Origin of the sequence: Neobacillus sedimentimangrovi (assembly GCF_010614825.1) — a bacterium.
Lineage (GTDB): Bacteria > Bacillota > Bacilli > Bacillales > Cytobacillaceae > Neobacillus > Neobacillus thermocopriae.
Map to the genome: position 1 here is coordinate 1 of NZ_JAAFZF010000036.1, position 24,994 is coordinate 24,994.

Consider the following 24,994-nt stretch of genomic DNA (forward strand, 5'->3'; position numbering starts at 1 on the left):
TGAATGGAAAGCTTATGAATGGGGGAACAGTCGTAAAGGTTATTGGCGAATCTCAAAAAGTCCCATATTACACAGAACCCTTGGAAACTCCTATTGGAGTAACCAAGGGCTTAAAAGTCTACAGAAACGTTATGAATTCTTGCGTCATTTATCTTGATTGAACCGCCGTATACCGAACGGTACGTACGGTGGTGTGAGAGGTCGGGGGTTAGTCACCCCCTCCTACTCGATTCTTATTTAATGATACCTTCCTTAATTAAAAATTCTCTTGCTACTTTCTCAGGTGACTGTTTTAGGCTGTCAACTTTGTAATTAAGCTCCCGCATTTTCTCCTCAGTAAGTTTGCCTGCAAGAAGATTAATCACCTTTTTTAATTCTGGATGCTCTTTTAGTGTTTCTTCCTTAATAATTGGTACGGCATAGTATGGCGGGAAGAAGTTTTTATCATCTTTTAATACTTTTAAATCAAAAGCTTGGATTAAACCATCTGTGGAAAATGCATCAATGATATCACTTTTGTGATTTTTTAATGCTGTATAACGCAACCCCCCGTCAACTGGATTTACCGCTTTAAAATTTAAATTATAAGTCTTGGAAAGCCCTATTAGGCCATCCTCTCGATTAGGAAATTCGATCGTTGGACCCATAATGAGGTTATTGCTGACTTTTGCTAAGTCAGAAATGGTTTCTAACCCGTATTGAGCAGCTGTGTCTTGACGAACAGCAAGGGTATACGTGTTATTAAACCCTAGAGGCTTTAATAGTTCAATGCCATCCTTTTTAAATTCCTTTTGGACATAATCATACACTTCATCCGGATTATTCTTTGGTGGCTGATTTAGAATGTTCACCAAAGCTGTGCCGGTATATTCTACGTATACATCAATATTTCCAGTGTTAAGAGCATTAAAGGTAACTTGGGAGCCGCCAAGATTTAATTTTTTTTCAACTTTTATATCAGTCTTATATTCTATTAAATCTGCAAGAATATTACCTAATATTAATTGTTCAGAGAAGTTTTTGGATCCTATGACGATCTTATCATCTGCTTTAGCTTTCGTATAAATAGTAAATGCACCTGCAAAAACTAAAATAATACTTGCAAATGAAAGGAGAACTCGTTTACCTTTTTTCCCAGATTTAGATTCTCTTTTTTGTTTATTAGTATAGGAAATGGATTTTTCCAGCTTTCCAACAACAAAGTCGATAAGTAGGGCGAGAATACATGCTGGAATCGCTCCTGCTAAAATCATATTATTATCAACTGTTTGGACCCCTGAAAATACTAAATAACCGAGTCCGCCTGCTCCAACAAATGCAGCTATGGTCATTAAACCGACAGCAGTAACGGCTGAAATTCTGATACCCGCCATAATCATCGGGAAGGCTAATGGTAGTTGTACCTTTCTCATTGTTTGACTTTTCGTCAGACCGATGCCTTTGGCGGCTTCCAGAATGTCACGATCAATATTTGTTAGTCCTGTGTAAGTGTTTTTTACAATTGGAAGTAAAGAATATAGGACAACCATGACAATTGCAGGTGTACTTCCGATACCGATAAATGGGATGAGAAATCCCAATAATGCTAGACTTGGCACGGCTTGAATGACATTGGTTGTACCAATTACCGGCTTAGAAAGCTTAGGTTCTCTTGAAATGAGGATTCCAAGAGGAATACCAACGATCGTTGCAATAAGAACAGAGATCACACTTAAATAAATGTGCTGTCCTAATAATTCTATTATTTGATCAAAGTTTGCAATCGAATAATTCCATAAATCACTCATTAAAACGCTACCTCCATATCGATTAACTGACTGCTTAAGGCAGATAAAATACTACTTCTTGTAATAAGACCAGTCAGCTTATTCATTTGGTTTACCACAGGAACATATCCAATTTGATGTTCATTCATTGTGGCTAATACTGAAATTAAATTGGTTCCCTCTAAAACAGAGAGTACATTGTGCTCCATCACTTCTTCGATACTTAAATTTCTGTTTAATAGCTGGATTCCTTTTAAAGTAACCATGCCTAAGAGTATATTGTTTTTATCCGTTACCATCAGGCTGTCCACTTTATGCTCTTTCATAATTTCTATTGCCTGGAGAACGGTACGCCGAGCTGTGATTTTAATGGGGTTTGAAATCATGATGTCTTCAGCCAATAGTAATTCAGGGTTATTCCATACTCTTCGTTTACCGATAAATTCAGCCACAAATTCATTGGCTGGATTTTTTAGGATGTTTTCCGGTGTATCGTACTGAAGAATATCTCCATCTTTTAAGATACAAATCTTATCTGCGATTTTAATAGCTTCATCCATATCATGGGTAACAAAGATAATGGTTTTATTTAATTCTTTTTGCATTTGGAATAACTCGTCTTGAAGAGATGACCTTGTAACGGGGTCTAATGCACTGAAGGGTTCATCCATTAAAATAATATCGGAGTTTGTAGAGAAGGCTCTTGCTACCCCAACCCTTTGTTGCTGCCCGCCACTTAATTCTTTGGGGTAACGATTCAAGTATTCTTTTGGATCTAATCCAACCATTTCAAGCAATTCGTTAGTTTTTTTCTCTATTAATCTTGGATCTTCCCCTTTAAGTTTTGGAATGAGTTCAAGATTTTCTTTTATAGTCATATGAGGGAACAAACCTGTATTTTGAATAACATAACCGATATTTCTTCGAAGCTCGATGGGATCCATTTCCGTTATATCCGATCCATTTACAAAGATCTGACCAGATGTTGGCTGTATTAATTTATTTATCATCTTGAGTAAAGTAGTTTTACCACAACCACTTGGTCCAATAAATACAACTAACTGACCAGCTTCAATTTCCAAAGAAAAAGAATTAATAACCGTCTTAGATCGATATTTTTTTGTAATATTCTTAAATTCTATCAATTCGAAAGCCTCCTTCTGAAATGTGACAACTTAATGTTAACACATAAGTTGGTGGTTGTCTAATGGACTATATTATTCATGGAGGTAGGAAAGAACTGAAGTAGCTTTGTTTTAGTCTATATACATGTTCAAACTATCGTAACTCTTTCGTCAGCAACTGTTTACAAAATATTAATATCTGACAGTTAATTGGAAATGAAATTGCTTTTTATGGGGAAGTAATGAAACATATGACTGGAAAGGTATAAAGGAGGAAAGGATGTTCAATTATTTCAAATTACTTCTTTACGATATTGATGAAAGGGGAATAAGTAAGCGGATTCTGACCGGATTTTCTTCGTAATCCGGTCAGATAAAAATTAAAAACCAAAAAGAGAGCTTACGAAATTTTTCTTTTTTCGTTTGATCAGACCATGATCTTTTACTAGTGGCTTATCCAATTGTTGTTTCTTTTTCAAATCTGATAATGCAGATTGAAGGTTTTCTACCTGTATCGACAGTTCTTTTACTTGGGACTGTAACTCTTCTATTTCGCTGCGATGTTGGAGCAGCTGGTAGGATGTAACAGAATCTGCTTTGGTATTTAAATTTAATTCTAATTCCTTTACTTTTGCTATAAGTTTTTCCAGGGTTTGATCATTTTCGGGTGATTTAATCAACCCTTTACGAGGCTTTTTCTTCTCAGTGGGAGGCTGAATTTCTTGAATAAGAACGCCATTTTGAAGTTGCTCCTGAATGTTTTTCAATAATTGTATATCCTCTTCGTGAAAAAGATAATGTCCCCGCTCATTTCTCTCCATTGGTAGGTCAAGCTGTTTAACCCATCTTTGAATCGTACTAGGAGAAACACCCAAAATCTTTGCTACTTGAGCAGTATTCATGATAATCCCTCCATAACAGTATTTTTATGCCCAAAATTTCCACCATTTCCTTTCCTTTGCTGCCGCAACTTCTCGGAAGTTGGCTAACATTTGCTGAAACGCAACTTCTCTTTGTCTGATTTCATGACGGAATTCTTCGCAATTATCGTTAATTAAATCGCGCTCCTTACAAATTTCCTTAGTTAATATGGATATTTCATTAGTGGTTTGATCTAGATATTGAGTTAACTTTACTGAGTTATCATCAAGATGTTTTGTTAAATTATAAATCTCATTGGCTGTTTCGATGGAAATATTCTTTAGATTATTTGAGAGGTAGCTTAATTTTTCAGCTGTATCATGTGAAGCTTTTTCGATTGAGTCTGATAATTCCTGGAGTTCAGATTTCGTGTTTTCTGTAGATTTATAAATGGAATTTTGCAGTGTCTTGATGGTTCTAAAGGAACTATTTGATATCTCTTTTTTCATTTCGTTAATGACTTCTTTACGAACAACGGCTTTTATTTCTTCTTTTACCTCGTTTAAAAACGTATCTTTATACCTGTCCATTGCTTCGAAAAATTGATTAGCATTGGCAATTGCTTCATTGACTGGTGCTTGAGGAACAGATTCTGTAATAACAGAAACTTCAGTTTTTTTAGATAGTAACTCTACCTGGCTAGAAGTTTGATGAGTTGTACGAACTTCAGAATTTGTCTCTTTTTCTTTTGCCGTACTATTCTCTTTTTTTCTTTTTAATATTTCCCGAATCTTGTCTTTACTTAGTTTTTGACTATACATGTCTTTAATTTCTAGTAATAGATTAATTTCATTGATTGTATATATACGTGCACCTTGTTTGGATCGGGGAATATTCAAGTAATCAGGTAAATCTTTTTCCCACTGCCGGATGTTTCCCGGTGCAACATTAATTTTTTTAGACACTTCTTTCAATGTATAAAATTTCAAGAAATATCATTCCTTTCTATTTATCTCGGAAATTCGCCATTAATTAGTAATTCACCAAACATTAGGTCATTTTCCTGCCACTTGACAAAAGCTATCAAAACAAGACTGTAATCTTCATATTTTTGCAAAATAAGCGCGAATGACAAAATAGATGGAATCACGAAAAGAGAGGAGAGGGATTAGGCAGTGAATCCTTTCAAAATTAATGATAATGGTTTGTAATGTGTTCGAAACTTTAGTGTAAACAGGTAGCGCTATAATTAAATACATATTGCAATTGGGCAGGTGTTTTTATGGAAGAGACAATCGTTAAGTCATATGTACAAAAATCTTTAGAAGAGTGGAAGGAAGATATTTTACAAGTACTTGAGGAAATTGAGAAGGAATATGAAGAAATTGCACAAGAATTAAAAGTTTATTCATATAAATACGGTATTACCAAACAGGTGATTCAATCGACCGTTAACGAGGAAATCATTGAAAAAATTCGAGAGATGTACCATAAGCCATTTGAAGAAAATTATAACCAACTAAAAGAATACATACGTGATTTGGAAGAGAAGAAACGAGTCTTTCAAATGTTTATTCAAAAAATTGATGAAGTGAATCGGAAGGAATCTGCAAAAATAACTACATTTTAATAATAAAAAAAGAGGCTCTTATGGACGAGGGCCTCATTATATTTACTAAAAAGGTGGATTTTAGTTATTGGTTAGCACAGGTATTATTGGTATATTAGGTAATAGCTCGCTTAGGTTTAAACTAAGACGATAAACGAAATATTTGAGAGTAATCTTATACTCTCTTGAATCCCAATCTAACGAGACCATTATGCTTTAGTAGCTTGAATTTGCAGGTTGATTTTAACTTGATCTCCGACAAGAACTCCGCCGGTTTCAAGTGCAGCATTCCACACTAATCCATAATCTGAACGGTTAATCGTTCCAGTTGCACTAAATCCAGCTTTTACATTTCCCCATGGGTCTTTTCCTTGTCCTTCAAAGGTAACCACAAAAGTTTCTTCCTTAGTAATACCACGTAATGTAAAATCACCAGTTATTTTGTATTCATCTTCTTTTATTCTTTCAATTTTGGTAGCTTTAAAGGTTATTGTTGGATAATTTTCTGCATCGAAAAAATCTGCTGAAACTAAATGAGTATCACGATCTTTGTTCCGAGTGTCTACACTTGATGTATGAACAGAAAATTCAATGTTTGCTGTTGTTAAATCGGTTGGATCAGCTTCAATTTCGGCATGAAAGGTGTGAAAAGTTCCTTTTACGTTGGTAATCATCATATGGCGAACAGAAAAATCGACACTACTGTGTGCTGGATCAAGAATCCATTTTGTTTTAGGCATGCCTAATCTCTCCTTTTTGCTTCAAATTCATTTATCTCGAATTCAAAATAAATATATTTGAGATAAATTATAGTAGGAAGACAAATAGGAAGTCAATTGTTTTTTATTGTTTTTTTGTAGCATTTGGAAATCCAATTTGGAAGGATAGGATTTGATGATAAATAGGGGACAATAGATGAAGAGGGGATATTACTTGAATAAAAATTGGAATTGAAATGTTAAATGAAGCGTGTTAAAATGAGATTTGACACATTTATGTTAATGTTATTTATATGTAAATAATTACCCTATAATAACATTAACATAAAATTCAGCCTTTGTCAATATATTTTATTCTGATTTTATCTGGGGAGTGGTTCAATGAGTGATATACAGAACAAAGACTGGCTATTGGAGCAAAACCGGGTTAATCGTGTGGTTAAGGAAATTGATAAAAAAATAAATGAGTTAAAGTCAAATAGAAAGAAAGTTACCTCAGACGTTTTAGAAATCCGTAAAACATTTTGGGAAGATGTAACTGTTAACCTCGATGAACCTGATGATGTTATCGAAACAGCTGCTAGTATAAAACAGCAGGCTGAACTGCTTTCTGAAAGGGAACGGACGGATCATCAATTAGTAAAACAACTTAAAACTCTCGAACGATTAAAATACTCACCATACTTTGGTCGAATTGATTTTCTTGAAGAAGGAGAAAGTACAACAGAGCAGGTTTACTTGGGAATTGCTTCGTTTATCGATGAAAAGAATGAAGATTTTCTCATTTATGATTGGCGTGCGCCGATTTCAAATCTATACTACGACTATTCACCTGGGCATGCAGAATATCAAACGCCAGAAGGAAAAATTTCAGGTGAGATTCAATTAAAAAGGCAATTTATTATCAAATCATCTGAAATACAGGGGATGTTTGATACAGGTGTAACGATCGGTGATGAAATGCTACAAGAGGTCCTTGGAAACAATGCAAGCACCCAAATGAAAAATATCGTAGCAACCATTCAACGTGAACAAAATGCCATAATCAGGAATGAAAACAGTCGATTGCTCATCGTACAAGGAGTGGCCGGTAGTGGAAAAACATCTGCTGCTCTTCAGCGTGTAGCCTATTTATTATACCGTTACCGTGGGTCTTTAAAGTCGGAAAATATTTTGCTTTTTTCACCGAATCCTTTGTTTAATAGTTATGTGGCAACCGTATTGCCGGAACTAGGTGAAGAAAATATGCAGCAATCCACCTTTCAAGAATATTTGTCTCTAAGATTAGGAAGAGAGTTTGATATCGAGGACCCATTCAGGCAAATGGAATATTTGTTGAACAGTGTAGAGGATACGGATTATCGTGTACGAGTAAACGGTATCCGCTTTAAGGCGAGTTTAGAGTATAAAAATCTTATTGATGAATATGCTCAACAATTGTCTGAGAGTGGACTAATATTTAAGGATATAACCTTTAGAGGAAATGTCCTTATTTCCAAAAATGAAATATATGATTATTTTTATCAATTGGAACATCATTACTCCATTCCAAATCGTATGCAACTTGTCCAAGAATGGCTACGAAAAGAACTGAAGAAATGGGTGAAGCGTGAACGTTCTCGAAGCTGGGTGGAGGATGAGATTCAGTATCTTGAAAAAGAAGACTATCTTGAGGCTTATAAAATGCTCCAAAAGAAAGAACGTTTTACTGAAAATACATTCGATGATTTTGAGCGCGAACAAAAATATTTGGCAGAATTGGTCGTTAAGGAAAAATTTAAGCCGTTATTTGCTATGGTAAAGAGTTTGAGATTTGTAAATATGAAGCAGGTATATCTTCAGTTTTTAGAGAAGGAAAGAAAGAACCTTCCCAACGAATGGAATCAAATTTCAAAAATGACAATAGAGCAAATAAAGGAAAATGTGATCCCTTATGAAGATGCGGTACCTTTTGTTTATCTTCAAGATTTAATCAAAGGGAGAAAATCAAACACCGCGATTCGTCATATTTTTATTGATGAAGCGCAAGATTACACTCCATTTCAATTTTCATATATTCAGTCTTTATTTCCATATAGTAAAATGACTTTATTAGGTGATTTCAACCAGGCGATTTTTTCTGGAGTGACGGGTGCTGACACGGTACTGTCTAATTTTGCCTTCAAGAAGTCGGATGTTGAGACATTTGTATTAACAAAAACCTATCGTTCTACAAAAGAAATTGTGGAATTTACAAGAGAATTAATAGAGTATGGTAAAAATATTGAGCCATTTAACCGTAGCGGGAAAAAACCAGAAGTCATTTTGACGGATCATCAGTCATTAGATGGACTCACCATTGATAAAGTAAGGGAACTTAAGAATAGTGGTCATCAAACCATTGCGATAATTTGTAGAACTGAAGAGGAAAGTAAACAAGTGTTCCACTCGCTCAAACAAAAAATGCCAATGAATTTCATTGATAAAGGAACGACGAATTATGAAAAAGGAGTTTCTGTCATTCCTTCCTACCTTGCAAAGGGAATTGAATTTGATGCGGTCATTTTATATGACAGCTCTCTATATACGAGCGAAAGTGAAAGGAAGCTTTTTTATACAGTTTGCACAAGGGCAATGCATGAATTAACTTTATTTGCGACCAATGGATGTAGTCCGCTGATGAAAGGTATTAATGCGAGCACTTATGAAGTTGTTCATCGAATGTAGATAATAAAGGCAGACCTGAAAGTCATTAAATACGACTTTTTCAGTTCTGCTTTTTTTAGAAGATGTATGAAATATTGTTTGAGATGAATGTAGGGGAAACTCTACAAAAGTGTGGATGACGAAAAGTTTCACCTTTATACCTGGAGTAAGCAAAGTAAATTGGAGGTTTTATAGTAAATAACATGAGGGATCCTAAAAGTTTTTTTGGATTCCCTCTAATATTTAAGTACAAGGCATTTATTTTGCCCATTGTTTTTGAACTTGTTCAAATGCCAGTCGTAAAATTTCTTCTTCTGATGTGTCACGGTCTGTAATAACATTCGTTAAGTACGATTTTCCGTTGAATGTGATGGTTACTTCTATTTGTACCAATATAATCACCTTACTTTCTGAAAAATTTTAGTTTGAAATATCGGTAATAATCCTTTAAACAAAAGGAATTATATTTCAACCGTCATATATTTTTCTGCGAATTGCTGTACTAGGTTTTTATCTATCTTCTTTTTTCTTAAAATAGACTCTGCTATGACTAGATGGGGTTGAGTTAACGAATTTCTTTTTAAATCACGAATAGATACATCGCCATTCAGCAATTGGATGGCTTTTTCTTTGATGTCTTGATTCTTAGAAGAACTGAATAGTAAATAGGCAATACAAGTAATTTTGTCCATCCTACACACTTCCCTTCGTAAAGAATCGAACGTATGTTTAAGATTTCGATTAAATGCAATGAAACTCCTTCTATTTTTAGAGAATTTAACAAATATTGTAACAATTTTTAATTTAATAGTCTTATAAAAGAATTAAATTTATATCAAAGAGAACCATTGGGTGTAAATGGGGGAGGGTAATGGAAAGTGGTAGGTTATTTTGACGGTTGAATTAATGACAGTCAAATTTATTATTATGCGTAAACAAAGAGACAGTGATGACGTATATTTTTAGATTGATTTTGGTAATATGATTGTTAGGTTATGATAGTAACAAGGGGAATTTGTTGAATATTGCTTAATGATGTTGATTTTAATATAATATGTAAGGGATATAATACGGTAACAATAAGGAAATTACCTTTCGTCCCATCGGGATGGGAGGTTTTTTATTTAGCTGCTGACATCAGCTGAAAAATTAGAGCTGGTGTTGATCATATACATACATAGGAGGAAACCCAGGTGAAAGTGACCTTAATAAAGGATTTGTACAGAAATACAGAAAGTTTTATTGATCAAAAGGTTCAAGTGTCAGGATGGATTCGGACGATCCGCGATTCTAAAGCCTTTGGTTTTATTGAATTGAATGATGGTAGTTTCTTTAAAAGTGTTCAAATCGTTTTTGATGATAAGTTAGAGAATTTCAAGGAAATTGCTAAATTGCCAATTAGTTCATCCATTAAAGTTGAGGGGGATTTTATCTACACTCCTCAGGCGAAACAGCCATTTGAGATAAGAGCGACGAACATCGTCATTGAGGGTACATCCAATGTGGATTATCCATTGCAAAAAAAGCGGCATACGTTTGAATATTTACGGACGATTGCTCATTTAAGACCTAGAACGAATACATTTTCAGCCGTTTTTCGCGTTAGGTCTATTGCTTCCTATGCAATTCATAAATTCTTCCAGGATCAAGGATTCGTTTATGTACACTCACCTATTATCACCGGAAGTGATACAGAGGGCGCCGGTGAAATGTTTAGAGTTACCACATTGGATTTGAATAATCTTCCAAAAGATGAAAATGGAAATCTGGACAATTCAAAAGATTTCTTTGGTAGAGATACTAATTTAACAGTTAGTGGACAGCTCTCCGCAGAGGCTTTTGCTTTAGCTTTCCGTAATGTATACACCTTTGGCCCGACATTTAGAGCGGAAAATTCTAATACTGCTCGACATGCGGCTGAATTTTGGATGATTGAACCGGAAGTAGCTTTTGCAGAATTACCTGATATTATGGACCTTGCAGAAAAAATGGTGAAGTATGTCATTTCTTATGTTTTAGAACATGCACCAGAAGAAATGAATTTCTTTAACAACTTTATAGAAAAAGGATTGTTGGATCGACTAAATAATGCTTTAAATGCTGAGTTTGGCCGTGTAACCTATACAGAAGCTATTGAATTGTTACAAAAATCAGGAGAGAATTTTACTTACCCTGTTGAATGGGGAGCAGATCTCCAAACGGAGCACGAGCGTTATTTATGTGAAAAGGTGTTTAAGAAGCCGGTATTTGTAACCGATTATCCGAAGGAAATCAAAGCTTTTTATATGCGTTTAAATGATGATAACAAAACTGTTGCTGCTACCGATTTGCTAGTTCCTGGAATTGGTGAATTAGTGGGGGGCAGCCAGCGTGAAGAACGTGAAGAAGTCCTCGCCGATAAAATCAAAGAGCTTGGAATGAATGAAGAAGATTATTGGTGGTATTTAGAATTGAGAAAATATGGCGGTACTAAGCACTCTGGCTTCGGAGTTGGTTTTGAGCGTTTAATCATGTATTTAACAGGTATGACAAACATAAGAGATGTAATTCCATTCCCAAGAACGCCAGGGAATGCAGAATTCTAATAATTATATTATGTAAACAGACTCTGATTAAGAGTCTGTTTTTTTATGTGCGCCCGGCATGGGTGTAGTCTATAGGGTGAAAGTCCCGAGCTATAAAGGCAGTAGTAATAGTTAGTTTAGCACATGGGTGTCCGTGGTGACATGGAATCTGAAGGAAGCGGGCGGCAAACCTCCGGTCTGAGGAACACGAACTTCATATAAGGCTAGGTACCACTGGATACTTATGTAGATACTTCTGGTGACTGGATGCCGTGGAACTGGGCAGATGGCGCGGGAAAACAAATCTACATTGCCCTAATGGAAGTAGTTAATGCAATTATTGATATCGCCAAAGAAATTTCCAATAACCACCAGGGTATAAATTTTATCTTTATTTCAGCTTTTCCAAAATACGCATTTAACAGCTTTGAAGTTTATCCGATTGATTTACAAAGTCTTTAAATTTATTTAGATTGGAAAAATCTATCCAAAAGCTTGTAAAAGAAAAAAATAACAGAAGGATTGATGATGTAAAAATTGGAATTAAAATAAATGGGGCATTAACTTTAATTCCAATAAGCAGAATATTATTTATTGAAAAGGATGGTCGTAAAAGTTGAATCGGCTACACTTAACTGGACAAAAAAATTAAGGTCAAGTAGACTAACTACCTAATCTGAGTATACTGCTAACAAGCGTAAGAGATCCCATACCAGCAACTTTACTAGGAGAGGCGGGTATGCTAGCCTGTTTGGCAAGCCAGATGTTTTCATCATCTGGTTTCCTGGCTGGGAAAGCATGCCCGTAGAGGCTCCTTGTCAAGTTGCGGTGTTTACCCTCTAAATTTGGAAGTCTACTTCATCTCATTCAGTTAATGGAGGTACGCCGATATGACGAGAGCTAGAAGAACATTTACTCCCGAATTTAAAGCTCAAATGGTCAAACTATATGAAAGTGGTAAGCCTAGAAAAGACATTATAAGTGAATACAATTTAACGCCTTCGGCATTAGACAAATGGGTGAAACAGAGCCAAACATCTGGTTCATTTAAAGAGAAGGATAACCGAACACCTGAAGAAGAAGAGTTGATCAAACTCCGTAAAGAAAATCAGCGTTTACTGATGGAGAATGATATTTTAAAGCAAGCTGCGCTGATACTAGGACGAAAGTAAATGTGATTAAAAATAATCGTCACAAATACTCGATATCAGCAATGTGCCACGTCCTACAACTCCCAAGAAGTACCTATTATTATGAAGCAAAAGAGCAATCTAAATCAGATGATGAACTTACTGTTACCATCATCGATATTTTTCATAAAAGCCGCCAGAACTATGGCACTCGTAAGATAAAACATGAGTTGAAAAAACTCGGTAAAATTGCATCCAGAAGACGTATTGGCCGAATCATGAAAGAAAATGGGCTAGTATCAAACTATACAGTTGGCCAGTTTAAGCCACATGTGGATAAATGTAATGAATCTAAAGTTGAAAATGTGTTGAATAGGGAATTTGATCAACAAAAGGAATTAACGGTTGTAGTCAGTGATTTAACATACGTAAGGGTCCAAAAAAATTGGCATTACATATGTCTATTTGTTGATCTTTACAATAGAGAAATTGTTGGACATAGTACCGGTCCTAATAAAGATGCTGGACTAGTCTACCAAGCCTTATCAACGATTAAAGCTGATTTAAGACAAATTCAACTATTTCACACAGACCGAGGAAACGAGTTTAAAAACAAGACAATCGATGAAGCTTTAGATACATTCGAGATTAAACGGTCGTTAAGTATGAAAGGTTGCCCATATGATAACGCAGTAGCCGAAGCCACATTTAAAATTATCAAGACAGAATTTGTAAAAGGTAAATATTTTGAAAGTTCAGAACAGTTAAAGTTGGAATTAGAAGATTATGTTCATTGGTTTAATCATATAAGAATTCACGGATCACTGGGGTATTTAAGCCCAATTGAATACAAAATAGAACACCTTAAAAAAATTGTCTAGTCTAGTGTTGACATACCAAGTATTATATACTTAGATAATACTGACCGTATTGTTTCAAACGAGAATTTATCCGTACTTGAAAAAAATTAAGTAAATTTGGCTTCTATAGACCTCATAAGTCTTACCTAATACCTATTAACAAAATAAAAGTGCTTCAATCTGATCCATTTATGCGATCGTATAATGTAATTATGGAAGGTTGTAGTGAAGAAATTAAAGTGAGCATGAATAAAGTTCAAGAACTAAAATCTATATTAATGCATTATTGTATTAATTGAATATAGTTAGTCAAAATAAATAATAACCTGCTTTATAAATGAAACAGGTTATTATTTTTTGACCTAATTGGACAAAGCAGTTCTTTTATAAGTCTATTTTGGAAATTTTACATGGAGTCATGGACATGATAGCATTGTTCAGGTTTATCAAACTTTTTTATGTTTGGCTTTTGGCAAAAGAACATTTCGCAGAGGTTCAGTATCAAGTTCATTACATTTAAATGTCTTTTACATAATTTCCAGTTAGGCGCTGTGAATCCGCGAAGTATTGGATTTTTAAATTGCAAAATATATAAATTAAAAGGAGCTCTTATTTGAAAAATGAGGTGTAAATAATAATGCAAAAAGTACATGAATTTGATTTTAATTCAACACTATTAGACTTAAAAAAGCAAACGATTATAGATGTCATAACTGGACAAGAAATTCGTATAGAACCAAAGATAAGTTTTCCAGCAGCAAAATTCGTTTTTACTGATCAAATACATACATATAAAGGTATTTCCACTAAAGAAAAAAGTAATTTGTTAAAGAATACTTTTAAAATTGTTGATGCAACAGAAAATTTAACAGCTAAAATATCTGAATTATCAGTTTATCAAAAAAATCAGTGTTTAAAGAATTGGATTTTATATATAAAGAAAAAAATTATAGGGTAAAGACAAGTCTTGCATACAAAAATATAGAACTGAAGGATGGTGATAATATTATATTGGAAGCTGAAAGAACTTCTTCAACTATTAAAGGAATCGTAGGATTAAAGAATTATAAAGTATCTATTTATAATTCTTTAAACATGGAATTTCTATTATGGGTTGCTGTATTTAAGGGAATTCATCTTTTAATACAGGAATAATAAATATCTAATTATCCCTCTAGAATGACAAAGTGAGTTTTTAAAACTTTTTGTCATTCTAGAGGGTTTTGTTATATAAAATGCTATTTCATTACATTTATTTAGTTTATATGACAAAAAAACAATAATATTACATAAAAACCACATGACACAACAGTATTTGTATATATTAGGAAAAAAGAAACATATACAGATTAAAAAATGCTATGATTTTGTTGGAAAAAGTAGGAGAGGGATATTGAAAATGATAGACTTTTGGAATGCATACTTGGTAAAACCTATGTCTACTTTAATTTTAATTGGCTCCGATATGATAGGTGGAAATTATGTCTGGTCCATCGTAGTATTAACATTCATAATAAAAATTTTGATATCACCTTTAGCAATTAAACAGATGAAGCACGCTAAAATAATGAATTCGATTCGATCTGAGATAGATCTTGTGAAAAATAACGGAGATTTCTTGGTTTCAGCTTTACCATTAATAAAGAACTGAAGGTACGAATTGATCAACAAAGTATGAAGCGCTTTAAGTTGAAGATTCGAGAGATTACCTCACGGTCAAAACCTCTTCCAATGGAAGTAAGGATTGAAAGGTTAAACCGATATCTAATAGGATGGTGCGGATACTTCGCTTTAGCCGATACTCCAAGCAAATTCAAAGAATTAGATAAATGGATAAGAAGAAGGCTGAGAATGTGTAAGTGGAAACAGTGGAAAAATCCTAGAACGAGAGTGAGGAAACTAATCGGTTTAGGTGTGCCTGACTACAAAGCACATGAATGGGGCAACTCTAGAAAGAAATATTGTAGAATTGCCTGCAGCCCAATTCTACACAAAACCCTCGAGAACACCTACTGGAGCCAACGAGGGTTGAAAAGTCTATATGATCGTTATGAATTTCTTCGTCAATCTTAATAGAACCGCCGTATACCGAACGGTACGTACGGTGGTGTGAGAGGTCGGGGGTTAGTCACCCCCTCCTACTCCATTGATTTTCATTATTTAAATCGCATTGTTCTAAAGGAATAATCTTTGTTTTTTTAGTAATTTTATATCCAAACCATAAAAGAAGGAATAATGGTAAACCGATGTAAGAAACAAGTACACCATGCCAATCGATTCGTTCTCCTAAAAAGGCAGTGTAATTTTGTCCTAAGACCACAATCCCACAAATTGCAAGGGCAAAAAGCGGTCCGAATGGAAAGAATCTCGATTTATAAGGTAATAAATTTAAATCCTTACCTTGAGCTACATATGCCCGGCGGAAACGATAATGGCAAATGGCAATTCCAAGCCAGGCGATGAAGCCTGACATACCAGAAGCATTTAACAGCCAAACATAAACTGTTCCATCTCCAAAGAAAGAAGCAAGAAAAGCCAATGTTCCAACAAGAGTTGTTGCAATTAATGCATTAACTGGTACACCACGTTTGTTCAGTTTTCCAAGGAATTTAGGAGCCTTTCCTTCACGGGCCAATTGCCAAAGCATACGGGCAGAAGCATACATACCTGAATTACCAGCTGATAATAAGGCAGTTAAAATGATCGCATTCATAACGGAAGCAGCAAAGGCAATTCCCGCATTTTTAAATACAAGTGTGAATGGGCTAACGGTAACATCTACATTAGCTAAATTTTCATCGGTATATGGGATAAGTAAACCAATGACTAAAATGGCTAAAACATAAAATAATAGAATTCGCCAAAAGACGGAACGAACAGCTTTAGGGATCGATTTTCCCGGGTTTTCGGTTTCACCTGCTGCCACACCTAGAAGTTCTGTTCCTTGGAAAGAAAATCCAGCTGCTAAAAAGATCCCAAACATAGCCATAAATCCGCCATTAAATGGTGCATCCCCGATGGTAAAGTTTTTAAATCCGACAGTGTGGTCACCCATAATACCAAATATCATTAATGTACCAGAAATGATAAAAACGATAACAGTGACGACTTTAATTAAGGAGAACCAATATTCTGCTTCTCCAAATCCTTTTACAGATAGATAGTTAATAAGAAAAATGGCAGTTAAAAAGATGGCGCTCCAAATGAATGAGGGGCTATCAGGAAACCAAAACTTCATAATCATGGTTACGGCTGCAAGCTCAGCAGCAATTGTAATAGCCCAATTGTACCAGTAATTCCAGCCGAGGGCGAAACCAAGGGCCGGGTCAACAAACTTCGTAGCATACGTACTAAAGCTTCCGGCAACTGGCATATATGCTCCCATTTCAGCAAGACTGGTCATTAAAAAGTATACCATCATGCCGATAACTAAATAAGCAACAAGAGCCCCTCCTGGACCAGCTGTATGAATCGCACCACCAGTGGCTAAAAATAGGCCGGTACCGATCGTTCCACCAAGTGAGATCATCGTTAAGTGACGGGATTTTAATTTACGTTTTAATTCAGTATGTTCATTTCCCGATTTGATTTCGTTTCTACCTTGTGCTGTCTGCATAACTATGACTCCTTTTTGATGTATTTGGAAGGAGTTTGGAATAAAAAATGCCACCGAGGACGACTCGATGGCATTGTGAATACCCCGCATCATACCTTCCGAAAGATAGCTCTTCACGCATGGATGGTAAGGCCAAGCGTGACAGTTCTGTCCCTATTCGGAGACAGCCCCAGCATGCATTTACAGAGATAAATTGCACACTTCGGCGGCTTTTCCTTTCAAATGGGGTCATTGATGTCTCTGCATCTCGTCCATTTTACTAATAAAAACCGCGACCTCTACCTCATCGGTTTTGATGAGGATTTTTATTATGAAATTAATATACTATTAAATTATATTTATTTTTATAATATAGTCAATAGGAAATTTACAAACTCCTTATATCGAGTCTATATGGGGGAGTATCATTTCAAATGTAAATCAATTAAAAAGCTACAATTATTTATTGACATGATTTTGATTATTCGTATCCTAATACTTTCCTTAATTTAAGGTGACGGTACATTTCATAAAATCCTATTACTAAAAAATAACTGTTATTAAGATGAAAAAAGTAATGAAGTCATTCGTATAATTATTATTTTCTGTTTATTATTAAAATAACATATATAATGCTATTTTATCGATTGGTAATTTTTTTAACAACTTATTATTAAATAATTCAGAATTCTGTTATACTTTTCGCTATAAGAGGTAAAGGAAGTGGAAACATGCGGCCAATTATTTTAGGCATCTTTTCTGCCTTCTTTTTTGCGTTTACTTTTATTTTAAATCGTTCAATGGATCTCGCAGGAGGAAGTTGGATTTGGAGCGCATCTTTACGGTATTTTTTTATGGTACCATTTCTTTTCCTAATCGTATTAGGAAGGAAAAATTTGAAGCCACTTTTGTTAGAAATGAAACGAAAACCCGGCACATGGGTTCTGTGGAGTACAGTAGGTTTCGGTTTGTTTTATGCACCTATCTGTTTTTCCGCTGCCTATGCACCTGGATGGCTGATTGCCGCAACTTGGCAAATAACCATTATCTCAGGATCACTATTAGCTCCATTATTTTATGAAACCATTGAAACGGAAAAAGGAAAAGTACAAGTTAAAGGGAAAATTCCATTTAAAGGATTAACTATGTCTTTCATTATTTTGGTAGGAATTATTTTGATGCAGCTTGAACACGCTAGTAGTCTTACAATGCTTGCATTAACTCTTGGAATTCTTCCTGTTGTAATAGCTTCATTTGCTTACCCATTAGGTAATCGAAAAATGATGGACGTGTGCGAAGGACGTTTGGATGTCTTTCAGCGTGTATTAGGAATGACTTTAGCTAGTATGCCGGTATGGATCATTTTATCCCTATATGGCTTGTTAACGGTGGGACCACCAAGCATAGGGCAATCAGTCCAGTCTGGTTTAGTTGCAATATGTTCTGGTGTAATTGCAACCGTATTATTTTTCCAAGCCACTGACCTTGTGAGAGGAAATATGCAAAAACTTGCTGCAGTAGAGGCTACACAATCGATGGAAGTGTTATTTTCCCTCATCGGTGAACTTTTGCTGTTACATACGGCATTACCAACACCTTTATCATGGGTGGGAATTATCTTGGTAATGGGAGGTATGGTTCTTCATAGTTATGTAACACATAAAAAAGATCTGCCAGAGGGCAGAAAAGTTAGTGCCTAAATATATTTCCTATTATTTGTAAATAAGAATTTTTTGAAATTAACCATTTAAATATGGACTTAGTTTATTTATCGTTTCTTGCAATAGGTCTGCATTCTTTTTATACATGGCTTTCGACTTTTCACAGTCAGTTGAAAGTGAGAAAATTTCTAAATCAGCTTGGGCTTTTTTCAATGACGCCAGCAATAATGGCCGCTGAGCAGGGGAAGGCACTTGAATTTTATCATCATATAAATCAACTGTAAGTTCACCGTAAGAGTTCACCTGGCCCATAAATACATTATCTAGTGTAACCCCTAGTTTTTCTAATTCACTATAAAGCCAACCTCGCCCTTTACCTGCTTCTGTTAGTTCACCGTCAAGGATTTTTCCATCAATAATGACCGTTTGCGGTTCCTTTTCATTTGGCATTTTCATTTGAAGATCCTTAGGTGTTAAAGGGCGATGTTCTTTTTTCAAAAGAGCGCTAATTCTTCCTTCAGGTTCTATCAAGGCAAATTCAACATCTGCCACATTAAAGATATTTTGCTGTCTAAGTAGGGAAGATAATTCATCAACTGTATATCTTTCCTTTTTTAAATTATCTTCAAGTATTTTCCCGTCCTTAATAACAACCGTACCTTTTCCTTCAACCCAATTACGAAACTTTTTGCTTTTTAGTGATAAATAGTCAGCTAAATAGGTAACCACACCAAATATGACAATAGCCGTTAATCCCTGTAAAAGGTTTTTTTCTAAGCCTGTTATGGCTTCACCGGCAATGCTTCCGATCGTGATCCCTGAAATATACTCAAAGAATGTTAATTGAGAAATTTGTTTTTTTCCTAGTAATTTTGTGACAAGAAATAAGCATAAAATAAATAAGAATGTCCGAAATAATAAGTCTGACCATTCATTCATAATAACACCTCATGTTATGAACCTTTATATTGTGGTTCCAGACGTTCGAGTTCAAGTACACGATATTCAAGATCTTTTTTTATATCTCCAATGACTAACATGGATTCATGAAAGGCTGTTTTTGCTTCTTCATCCATAGCATTTAATGCTAAAATGGATAATTGTGCTTCAATTCCTTTCAATGAAGCGAGACATTGTTTAACATTTGAAGCAACTGTCACATTATTCCCTCCTGCCAAAATGAATTAGAAAAGAAAGGGTTGGCAGAAGGTGCCAACCATATTTATTTATTGGTTATATTGAGGCTCCTCAGTAATAATCTCCTGAAGACGTGGTTCAATGCTGTCAATGATGGCTTGAGTTTGTTGGGCAGCATTTTGATAAAGTTGTTTCGCATTTTTATTTTCTGTTTGTAATGCAAAGGTTTCAAAGCTAGCCTGTGCAGATTTTAATCCAGCGAGTGTTTGTTTAACTTGAGTCCCTACAGTCATTCGGTTCCCTTCTTTCTTTCATTTGTGTGTCTTACATAGATAAGTATTTGATATTATTACCGATATATGTTTGGTAATAATTGTTTTGTGGTATTTATATCATTAAATTTCAAATATACTTATAACCAGATATTTCGAAGCAGTCTTATTGGTGGGAATCATTGTTTTTTTCAAACTAAGCAAAATGGTTTATATTTGCTATAAATAAGACTTATAATTAGTTGGGAAACTCATTTTAGCTTGATTAGGTAGAACGGATTAGTCATGCCTAATGGAAAGCAATGTAAACGTAACCAATTCACTCTTAAATCTAAAAGGAAAGGGGCCAGATAATGGCAGGAATTCAAGAAATGGAAGTAAAAAAAGAAAATGAATTGATTGAAGCTGCTATGGAGAAAATTCAACATCGCAAATTAACCAAGAAGAAAGTACTGCAGCGTGTAGTGTGTATTACGCTAGGTGCGATCTTAATGGGGGTAGGTCTTGAAGTTTTTCTTGTCCCTAATCATGTTATTGATGGTGGAATTACTGGTATTTCCATCATGTTATCTTATCTTACCGGCTGGAAACTAGGGATTTTCCTGTTACTATTTAATCTTCCTTTTTTCTTTATTGGATATAAACAGATTGGAAAAACATTTGCCATTTCCACACTTTATGGTATTATCATTCTTTCCATCGCCACTTCTTTACTTCATCCTGTACCAGCTTTTACCCAAGATATTCTTCTTGCCACTATATTCGGGGGCGTTATCCTTGGATTTGGTGTTGGTTTGGTAATACGTTACGGAGGATCATTGGACGGAACTGAAATCTTGGCGATATTATTTAATAAGAAAACGCCATTTTCAGTTGGGGAATTTATTATGTTTTTTAATTTGTTCATCCTAGGTAGTGCAGGATTTGTATTTTCTTGGGATCGAGCTATGTATTCACTACTCGCATATTTTGTCGCCTACAAGACGATTGATATTACTATTACTGGTTTGGATGAATCAAAGTCAGTTTGGATCATCAGTGATAATGCAAAGCTAATTGGTGACGCCATCATGCATCGACTTGGCCGAGGTGTCACATATTTAAATGGGGAAGGTGCATTTTCAGGGGATGATAAAAAAGTGATCTTTTGTGTGATCAATCGCCTTGAGGAAGCAAAATTGAAAGAAATCGTCACGGAATATGATATAAATGCTTTTCTAGCTGTGGCTGATATTGCAGAGGTTCGCGGAGGCAGATTTAAAAAGCGGGATATCCATTAAAAACAGTTCAGTTTCATATTGGCTGGAAATAAAAATAAAATTTGATATTGAAGACAATCTCATTTTTTATTATCCACAAAAATTAGTGTAGGATTTTCGTGGTTTATGTCGTAAGACAAAGAGTTGAATTGGTTCATTAAATCAGATTATGTCGCATTATGCGCTTGCCGAGGAAATAATTACGCGAATATTAAAATATTTGCAAAAATGATGACAGTTTTGCTGTCATCATTTTTCTTAAATAAGTAGTTCATATACTTCATTTAACTGATAAGCCCTTAGTTTATCTTGTTCTGCAAGCGCATAATTAATTTCTTCTGGTAGGATTTTGTTTAAAAAATCTACCTCTTTTCTGTTTAAATTTCTTACAAAGGTTTCTTCTGAATCATAATTTCCCTCAATCAATTTTTTGTATAAGTGTTTACCTTCCGTATGCATATCCGTATAATTTGATAATATTTCCCTAAGATATCCTAATGTTTTATCCATAAATATCATTCCTTTCACTCCATATTTTATATCCGGATTCGTGTAATATTCGTTCAAAAGCCAGAGAATAAATAAGGAGTACAAAAGGATATGGTAATATTGCGAGTTAATAATGCAAAAGGAACTTAGTCTTCTCGACAAAATACAATTAATCCATTTTATTTCGTACAAGTAAAAATACGATGACTTAAAATATTATGATACTTAATAAGCATATGGCCATGTTTATTCAATACTTCAAAAAGTTCTGGTTCAAAATTTTGGGAAAAGTTAAATTCCTGTTTGTTGTTCCCATAAAGAAAATCAACTTGTTGGTTGCTGACATTGATTGATTGAAATCCAGTATCTTGTAGTAGGTTGATCCAATCTTCTTCAAGGTATAAACTGTCCACATTATAAAAATTTTTAATTTCTAGTTCCTCATATTTATTTAGAACTGAATTTAATGTCATTTCATTTGCAATAAGTCGACCGCCTTTTTTTAATACTCTGTAAAATTCTTTTAATGCTTTTGGTTTATTGACAAAGGCTAATACAGATTCCGATAAAACATAGTCGAAAGTATGATCTTCAAAAGGTATTTGTTCCACTGATCCCTGAATTAATTGAATAGGAAGGTTCAAGCTTTGAAATCGTGTAGCTGCTTTTTCAAGCATAATTGGATTTATATCCAATCCAAAAACTTTTGCTTTATACTGTTCATAAAGATATGCTGCCGTTTGTCCAGTACCGCAGCCAGCATCTAGAATCCAGGAATTATTTGTTATATTTTCTTTCGATAAAATGTATTTAGTCAGACCAAATCCACCTGGATGTGCCCCGCCAATTCCGAATTTAGCTAAAAAATCAATATATGTTAAGCCTCCCATAGACATCACCCTAATTCCTTTTAGGTATCTTATGATAAGGTACGAAAAGAGGTTCTCTAAAGGCGAAAGAAGGAAAAAGTACAAATTATTTGCTTATTCCCAACAGTTAACAATATCAAGACACTCCACCAAAAACATAAACAAATCATTTTAGCGCAAATTAATCAAATGGAAGGGTAATTAAACTTCCATATAAAGTATAAAGGGGTGCTAAAATGAGAAGGAGAATGCCGTTTCACCGCTTGTTTAGGCCAAAAAGAAAAAATAGGGGCTCAATATGGGCATCAGTATTGAGCATTGGTTTAAGTGCTTTAGTTTATGGACTAACAAGAGGGAAAGGTAAAAAAACTATGCTTCCATCCACCAATGCACTTAAACATTTTGCACCTAAGCTCAATCGCGAAGGGTTGACCAATGCCGTCAAAAATATGGTCCCTCCAAACCTTAATATAAATCGAATGGACAATGCTGCTTTAACAGAGTTTTCTGAAGAATTGATAAAAAATGCAATGAATAAGAAACAATAAAAAGTCCGCATATTGCGGACTTTTTATTATGTAGAATAGGGAATTTTTCTAGGGGTATTTTGGATATTTTCCGAAGAATAAATCGCGATAATAAGCAAACCATTTACTGTTTTTGCACGAATTAAAACAGGTTGATTGTATTCATTTTTAAATTGAAAATCTGGGCCGTACCAGCTGACCGTAGCATCTCGACCACGTGGTATATATGGTACCTCTCTACTATGAGAAAAACGCTGCACTATTTGTAATCCTGCATTATCGACAGCATTGAAAAGAGTAGAGGAAACTTGGCAAATTCCTCCTCCAATATCTTCTGCATATTCCCCTCTGACAATGACCTTTGCTCGTAGATATCCTCGTTCTTTCGTTCTTTTGCCTACTACTTTGTTAAATGAAAAAGTTTCGCCAGGAAAAACGACATAATTATTTATAGATTCGGTAGCTAATTTAATATTGGTGGAACGGTTTTTATTTCGCGGATTAAAGGAAGTTACATACAGTCCAATCCGAAGTGAGCGAAGATCATTTAGTAATTCACTATCCACATTCGGATAAACCGTTCTCATTGGTAATTCTATGTTCGATGGTTTTTGGTGAATATAGTGTGAATAAACCTGTTTTAATAATGCTTGTCGATCGATTTCCATTCCAGCTTTTTCTGGAATTATATTTCCATATGGATCAAGCTGAGCATTTTTAGGTGGAATCGAATATTTTTTATCAAGTTGATCTAATATTTGGTCAACCTTTTTAGAGTCCATTATCGGTAAGTCGAAATAAGGATGAAAAAAGTCCATACTGTCTAGTTTTGTAATTGGTTTACCATTCTTTGTAATGGTTATTTCGTTTGGTGATGTGATTATTTGAGTTGCGAGTAAAAAGCTGAACATATACGATAGTAGCATTTCGAGTACCCCCTTCATTTTAATTTTGCTAATATAAAATAAATTGATGTACTAATTTTGCTAATAGAAGTAATGTAATAAATTCCAATGTTACTTTACATCTTTAATCCATTATATTATCGTTATTAATAATGATAATAGTTTGGGGGCAAAGCATTCATGAAAGAATCAAAAGTCGACGTAATCCTGCATCCGGTAAGGATGAGAATTATCCAACATTTAATCCATCAGGAGCTAACTGCTCAGCAATTAAAGGAAATATTACCTGACATCCCTCAAGCATCATTATATAGAAACATAAAAAAGTTGGCGGATTCAGAAGTTATACATGTTGTAAATGAAATACCTGTTAGAGGAACTGTGGAAAAGGTTTATTCGATCCATAAGCCAGGGTTGGAAATTAGTCCAGAAGAGATGAATAAGTTGTCAAAAGAGGAACATATGGGCTTATTTATTCAATTTTTGGCGAATTTAATGGGGGAATATGAAAGATATTTAAACAAAGGAAATATAGATTTGGCAGCCGACGGTGTGGGTTATCGTCAAAATTCGCTTTATTTATCTGACGAAGAATTTCGAGAATTTGTTTATGATTTAAGAAGTATATTTCAAAAGGCTGCAGCAAAAAAGCCAAAAAAAGGAAGAAAAAGAAGAACATTTGCGACTATTTTTATTCCGAGCGAACACTAGATCCATTTTGTAGACAAGCAACATGAGGCTGAACTTTACAAAGTATTGGGTAATATTGTTTGCCTATTAGGTTTCGTCGTATTTGTATTTTAGTATAGGAATTATCTTTATTGTTTTTTAAGAATACCGATAACCTATTATTACACGTTCAGATCAAAAATCTTGGAACAGACAAGAAATTTATGTAAGTATTGAGCTAGAGGATAAAGTATAGTTAAGTATGAAAGTTTTAATATGACGAAGAACGAATA

Annotated in this window: 24 protein-coding genes, 3 pseudogenes and 1 riboswitch; of the genes and pseudogenes, 13 read left to right on the forward strand and 14 right to left on the reverse strand. The window is 34.6% G+C overall.

The window, feature by feature from the left end; all coding sequences use genetic code 11:
• Window positions 1-157 (forward strand): annotated as a pseudogene (locus tag GZA11_RS16745) (group II intron reverse transcriptase/maturase); the annotation flags it as partial.
• A 76-nt stretch (window positions 158-233) separates the two neighbouring features.
• On the opposite strand, the gene GZA11_RS11795 reads toward GZA11_RS16745, so the two are convergent.
• The 4 genes from GZA11_RS11795 to GZA11_RS11810 all read right to left on the reverse strand — a co-directional run bounded on the left by GZA11_RS11795 (window position 234) and on the right by GZA11_RS11810 (window position 4,740).
• Complete coding sequence (locus GZA11_RS11795; RefSeq protein WP_163183946.1) at window positions 234-1,787, reverse strand: ABC transporter permease/substrate-binding protein; 1,554 nt, start codon at window positions 1,785-1,787, stop codon at window positions 234-236.
• Window positions 1,787-2,911: a betaine/proline/choline family ABC transporter ATP-binding protein gene (locus tag GZA11_RS11800; protein WP_163183947.1), complete on the reverse strand. Its 1,125-nt coding sequence runs from the start codon at window positions 2,909-2,911 to the stop codon at window positions 1,787-1,789. Before GZA11_RS11800 ends, GZA11_RS11795 begins: the two co-directional genes overlap by 1 nt.
• 359 nt (window positions 2,912-3,270) lie before the next feature.
• Window positions 3,271-3,792, reverse strand: a complete 522-nt coding sequence (locus GZA11_RS11805) for a MerR family transcriptional regulator (protein ID WP_163183949.1) — start codon at window positions 3,790-3,792, stop codon at window positions 3,271-3,273.
• A gap of 24 nt (window positions 3,793-3,816) precedes the next feature.
• The gene (locus GZA11_RS11810) at window positions 3,817-4,740 is read right to left on the reverse strand and encodes a MerR family transcriptional regulator (RefSeq protein ID WP_038535529.1); all 924 of its coding nucleotides are present in this window, start codon (window positions 4,738-4,740) and stop codon (window positions 3,817-3,819) included.
• Window positions 4,741-5,033: 293 nt separating this feature from the next.
• On the opposite strand from GZA11_RS11810, the gene GZA11_RS11815 reads away from it, so the two are divergent.
• A complete protein-coding gene (locus tag GZA11_RS11815; RefSeq protein WP_163183951.1) occupies window positions 5,034-5,381 on the forward strand; it encodes a hypothetical protein in 348 nt (115 codons plus the stop codon).
• A gap of 188 nt (window positions 5,382-5,569) precedes the next feature.
• Here the strand turns inward: GZA11_RS11815 and GZA11_RS11820 are convergent, their stop codons facing one another.
• Window positions 5,570-6,100: a YceI family protein gene (locus GZA11_RS11820; protein WP_163183953.1), complete on the reverse strand. Its 531-nt coding sequence runs from the start codon at window positions 6,098-6,100 to the stop codon at window positions 5,570-5,572.
• A 360-nt stretch (window positions 6,101-6,460) separates the two neighbouring features.
• On the opposite strand from GZA11_RS11820, the gene helD reads away from it, so the two are divergent.
• Entirely contained in the window at window positions 6,461-8,785 is a 2,325-nt protein-coding gene (gene helD / locus GZA11_RS11825; protein ID WP_163183955.1) for an RNA polymerase recycling motor HelD, read from the forward strand.
• 237 nt (window positions 8,786-9,022) lie between these two features.
• On the opposite strand, the gene GZA11_RS11830 is transcribed toward helD, so the two are convergent.
• Window positions 9,023-9,157 (reverse strand): BA3454 family stress response protein, encoded by a 135-nt coding sequence (locus GZA11_RS11830; protein WP_038535521.1) that lies wholly within the window; start codon window positions 9,155-9,157, stop codon window positions 9,023-9,025.
• A 68-nt stretch (window positions 9,158-9,225) separates the two neighbouring features.
• A complete protein-coding gene (locus tag GZA11_RS11835) occupies window positions 9,226-9,456 on the reverse strand; it encodes a hypothetical protein (RefSeq protein ID WP_038535518.1) in 231 nt (76 codons plus the stop codon).
• 501 nt (window positions 9,457-9,957) lie between these two features.
• Here GZA11_RS11835 and asnS point away from each other — a divergent pair.
• From asnS to GZA11_RS11865, 6 genes and pseudogenes are all read left to right on the forward strand, one after another.
• A complete protein-coding gene (asnS, locus tag GZA11_RS11840) occupies window positions 9,958-11,349 on the forward strand; it encodes an asparagine--tRNA ligase (protein ID WP_163183957.1) in 1,392 nt (463 codons plus the stop codon).
• A 246-nt stretch (window positions 11,350-11,595) separates the two neighbouring features.
• Window positions 11,596-11,790: a hypothetical protein gene (locus GZA11_RS11845; protein WP_163183959.1), complete on the forward strand. Its 195-nt coding sequence runs from the start codon at window positions 11,596-11,598 to the stop codon at window positions 11,788-11,790.
• A gap of 428 nt (window positions 11,791-12,218) precedes the next feature.
• Window positions 12,219-13,339 (forward strand): IS3 family transposase gene (locus tag GZA11_RS11850; protein WP_163183961.1). Its coding sequence is split into 2 segments (ribosomal slippage): window positions 12,219-12,465 and window positions 12,465-13,339, totalling 1,122 coding nucleotides; the frame shifts between segments, so codons are not numbered across the junction.
• 92 nt (window positions 13,340-13,431) lie between these two features.
• Window positions 13,432-13,617 (forward strand): annotated as a pseudogene (locus GZA11_RS17060) (LytTR family transcriptional regulator DNA-binding domain-containing protein); the annotation flags it as partial.
• Between the two features lie 338 nt (window positions 13,618-13,955).
• Window positions 13,956-14,276 (forward strand): hypothetical protein, encoded by a 321-nt coding sequence (locus GZA11_RS11860; RefSeq protein ID WP_038535508.1) that lies wholly within the window; start codon window positions 13,956-13,958, stop codon window positions 14,274-14,276.
• 650 nt (window positions 14,277-14,926) lie between these two features.
• Window positions 14,927-15,391, forward strand: a pseudogene (locus GZA11_RS11865) (group II intron maturase-specific domain-containing protein); the annotation flags it as partial.
• A gap of 55 nt (window positions 15,392-15,446) precedes the next feature.
• On the opposite strand, the gene GZA11_RS11870 reads toward GZA11_RS11865, so the two are convergent.
• The gene (locus GZA11_RS11870; protein ID WP_038535501.1) at window positions 15,447-16,934 is read right to left on the reverse strand and encodes an amino acid permease; all 1,488 of its coding nucleotides are present in this window, start codon (window positions 16,932-16,934) and stop codon (window positions 15,447-15,449) included.
• Window positions 16,935-17,032: 98 nt separating this feature from the next.
• Window positions 17,033-17,223: riboswitch (Lysine riboswitch) on the reverse strand.
• Between the two features lie 421 nt (window positions 17,224-17,644).
• On the opposite strand from GZA11_RS11870, the gene GZA11_RS11875 reads away from it, so the two are divergent.
• On the forward strand, window positions 17,645-18,613 hold the full coding sequence (locus tag GZA11_RS11875) for a DMT family transporter (RefSeq protein WP_163183966.1): 969 nt from the start codon (window positions 17,645-17,647) through the stop codon (window positions 18,611-18,613).
• A 39-nt stretch (window positions 18,614-18,652) separates the two neighbouring features.
• On the opposite strand, the gene GZA11_RS11880 is transcribed toward GZA11_RS11875, so the two are convergent.
• The 3 genes from GZA11_RS11880 to GZA11_RS11890 all read right to left on the reverse strand — a co-directional run bounded on the left by GZA11_RS11880 (window position 18,653) and on the right by GZA11_RS11890 (window position 20,004).
• A complete protein-coding gene (locus GZA11_RS11880; RefSeq protein ID WP_163183968.1) occupies window positions 18,653-19,513 on the reverse strand; it encodes a DUF421 domain-containing protein in 861 nt (286 codons plus the stop codon).
• Window positions 19,514-19,527: 14 nt separating this feature from the next.
• Window positions 19,528-19,734: a DUF1657 domain-containing protein gene (locus tag GZA11_RS11885; protein ID WP_038535493.1), complete on the reverse strand. Its 207-nt coding sequence runs from the start codon at window positions 19,732-19,734 to the stop codon at window positions 19,528-19,530.
• A gap of 66 nt (window positions 19,735-19,800) precedes the next feature.
• Window positions 19,801-20,004, reverse strand: coding sequence for a DUF1657 domain-containing protein (locus tag GZA11_RS11890; protein ID WP_038535491.1), 204 nt, complete (start codon window positions 20,002-20,004; stop codon window positions 19,801-19,803).
• A 389-nt stretch (window positions 20,005-20,393) separates the two neighbouring features.
• Here GZA11_RS11890 and GZA11_RS11895 point away from each other — a divergent pair, with 389 nt between their 5' ends.
• On the forward strand, window positions 20,394-21,263 hold the full coding sequence (locus GZA11_RS11895; protein ID WP_144242994.1) for a YitT family protein: 870 nt from the start codon (window positions 20,394-20,396) through the stop codon (window positions 21,261-21,263).
• Between the two features lie 237 nt (window positions 21,264-21,500).
• Here GZA11_RS11895 and GZA11_RS11900 read toward each other — a convergent pair whose 3' ends face one another.
• A complete protein-coding gene (locus tag GZA11_RS11900) occupies window positions 21,501-21,752 on the reverse strand; it encodes a sigma-G-dependent sporulation-specific acid-soluble spore protein CsgA (RefSeq protein ID WP_038541721.1) in 252 nt (83 codons plus the stop codon).
• 158 nt (window positions 21,753-21,910) lie between these two features.
• Window positions 21,911-22,621 (reverse strand): methyltransferase domain-containing protein, encoded by a 711-nt coding sequence (locus GZA11_RS11905; RefSeq protein WP_051968170.1) that lies wholly within the window; start codon window positions 22,619-22,621, stop codon window positions 21,911-21,913.
• 215 nt (window positions 22,622-22,836) lie between these two features.
• Between GZA11_RS11905 and GZA11_RS11910 the strand changes: the two genes are divergently transcribed.
• Window positions 22,837-23,148: a hypothetical protein gene (locus tag GZA11_RS11910; RefSeq protein WP_038535488.1), complete on the forward strand. Its 312-nt coding sequence runs from the start codon at window positions 22,837-22,839 to the stop codon at window positions 23,146-23,148.
• Between the two features lie 26 nt (window positions 23,149-23,174).
• Here GZA11_RS11910 and GZA11_RS11915 read toward each other — a convergent pair whose 3' ends face one another.
• Entirely contained in the window at window positions 23,175-24,053 is an 879-nt protein-coding gene (locus GZA11_RS11915) for a VanW family protein (protein WP_038535485.1), read from the reverse strand.
• Window positions 24,054-24,212: 159 nt separating this feature from the next.
• On the opposite strand from GZA11_RS11915, the gene GZA11_RS11920 reads away from it, so the two are divergent.
• The gene (locus tag GZA11_RS11920; protein WP_038535484.1) at window positions 24,213-24,743 is read left to right on the forward strand and encodes a helix-turn-helix domain-containing protein; all 531 of its coding nucleotides are present in this window, start codon (window positions 24,213-24,215) and stop codon (window positions 24,741-24,743) included.
• The last annotated feature ends 251 nt before the right edge of the window (window positions 24,744-24,994 follow it).

Bases quoted from the DNA above. Each gene is read 5' to 3' on its own strand.
- GZA11_RS11895 (WP_144242994.1), top strand. From the start codon at position 20,394: ATGGAGAAAATTCAACATCGCAAATTAACCAAGAAGAAAGTACTGCAG.
- GZA11_RS11870 (WP_038535501.1), bottom strand. From the start codon at position 16,934: ATGCAGACAGCACAAGGTAGAAACGAAATCAAATCGGGAAATGAACAT.
- GZA11_RS11815 (WP_163183951.1), top strand. From the start codon at position 5,034: ATGGAAGAGACAATCGTTAAGTCATATGTACAAAAATCTTTAGAAGAG.
- GZA11_RS11890 (WP_038535491.1), bottom strand. From the start codon at position 20,004: ATGACTGTAGGGACTCAAGTTAAACAAACACTCGCTGGATTAAAATCT.
- GZA11_RS11875 (WP_163183966.1), top strand. From the start codon at position 17,645: ATGCGGCCAATTATTTTAGGCATCTTTTCTGCCTTCTTTTTTGCGTTT.
- GZA11_RS11805 (WP_163183949.1), bottom strand. From the start codon at position 3,792: ATGAATACTGCTCAAGTAGCAAAGATTTTGGGTGTTTCTCCTAGTACG.
- GZA11_RS11900 (WP_038541721.1), bottom strand. From the start codon at position 21,752: ATGGATAAAACATTAGGATATCTTAGGGAAATATTATCAAATTATACG.
- GZA11_RS11920 (WP_038535484.1), top strand. From the start codon at position 24,213: ATGAAAGAATCAAAAGTCGACGTAATCCTGCATCCGGTAAGGATGAGA.
- GZA11_RS11835 (WP_038535518.1), bottom strand. From the start codon at position 9,456: ATGGACAAAATTACTTGTATTGCCTATTTACTATTCAGTTCTTCTAAG.
- GZA11_RS11915 (WP_038535485.1), bottom strand. From the start codon at position 24,053: ATGCTACTATCGTATATGTTCAGCTTTTTACTCGCAACTCAAATAATC.
- GZA11_RS11845 (WP_163183959.1), top strand. From the start codon at position 11,596: ATGCCGTGGAACTGGGCAGATGGCGCGGGAAAACAAATCTACATTGCC.
- helD (WP_163183955.1), top strand. From the start codon at position 6,461: ATGAGTGATATACAGAACAAAGACTGGCTATTGGAGCAAAACCGGGTT.
- GZA11_RS11795 (WP_163183946.1), bottom strand. From the start codon at position 1,787: ATGAGTGATTTATGGAATTATTCGATTGCAAACTTTGATCAAATAATA.
- GZA11_RS11905 (WP_051968170.1), bottom strand. From the start codon at position 22,621: ATGGGAGGCTTAACATATATTGATTTTTTAGCTAAATTCGGAATTGGC.
- GZA11_RS11820 (WP_163183953.1), bottom strand. From the start codon at position 6,100: ATGCCTAAAACAAAATGGATTCTTGATCCAGCACACAGTAGTGTCGAT.
- GZA11_RS11910 (WP_038535488.1), top strand. From the start codon at position 22,837: ATGAGAAGGAGAATGCCGTTTCACCGCTTGTTTAGGCCAAAAAGAAAA.
- GZA11_RS11860 (WP_038535508.1), top strand. From the start codon at position 13,956: ATGCAAAAAGTACATGAATTTGATTTTAATTCAACACTATTAGACTTA.
- GZA11_RS11880 (WP_163183968.1), bottom strand. From the start codon at position 19,513: ATGAATGAATGGTCAGACTTATTATTTCGGACATTCTTATTTATTTTA.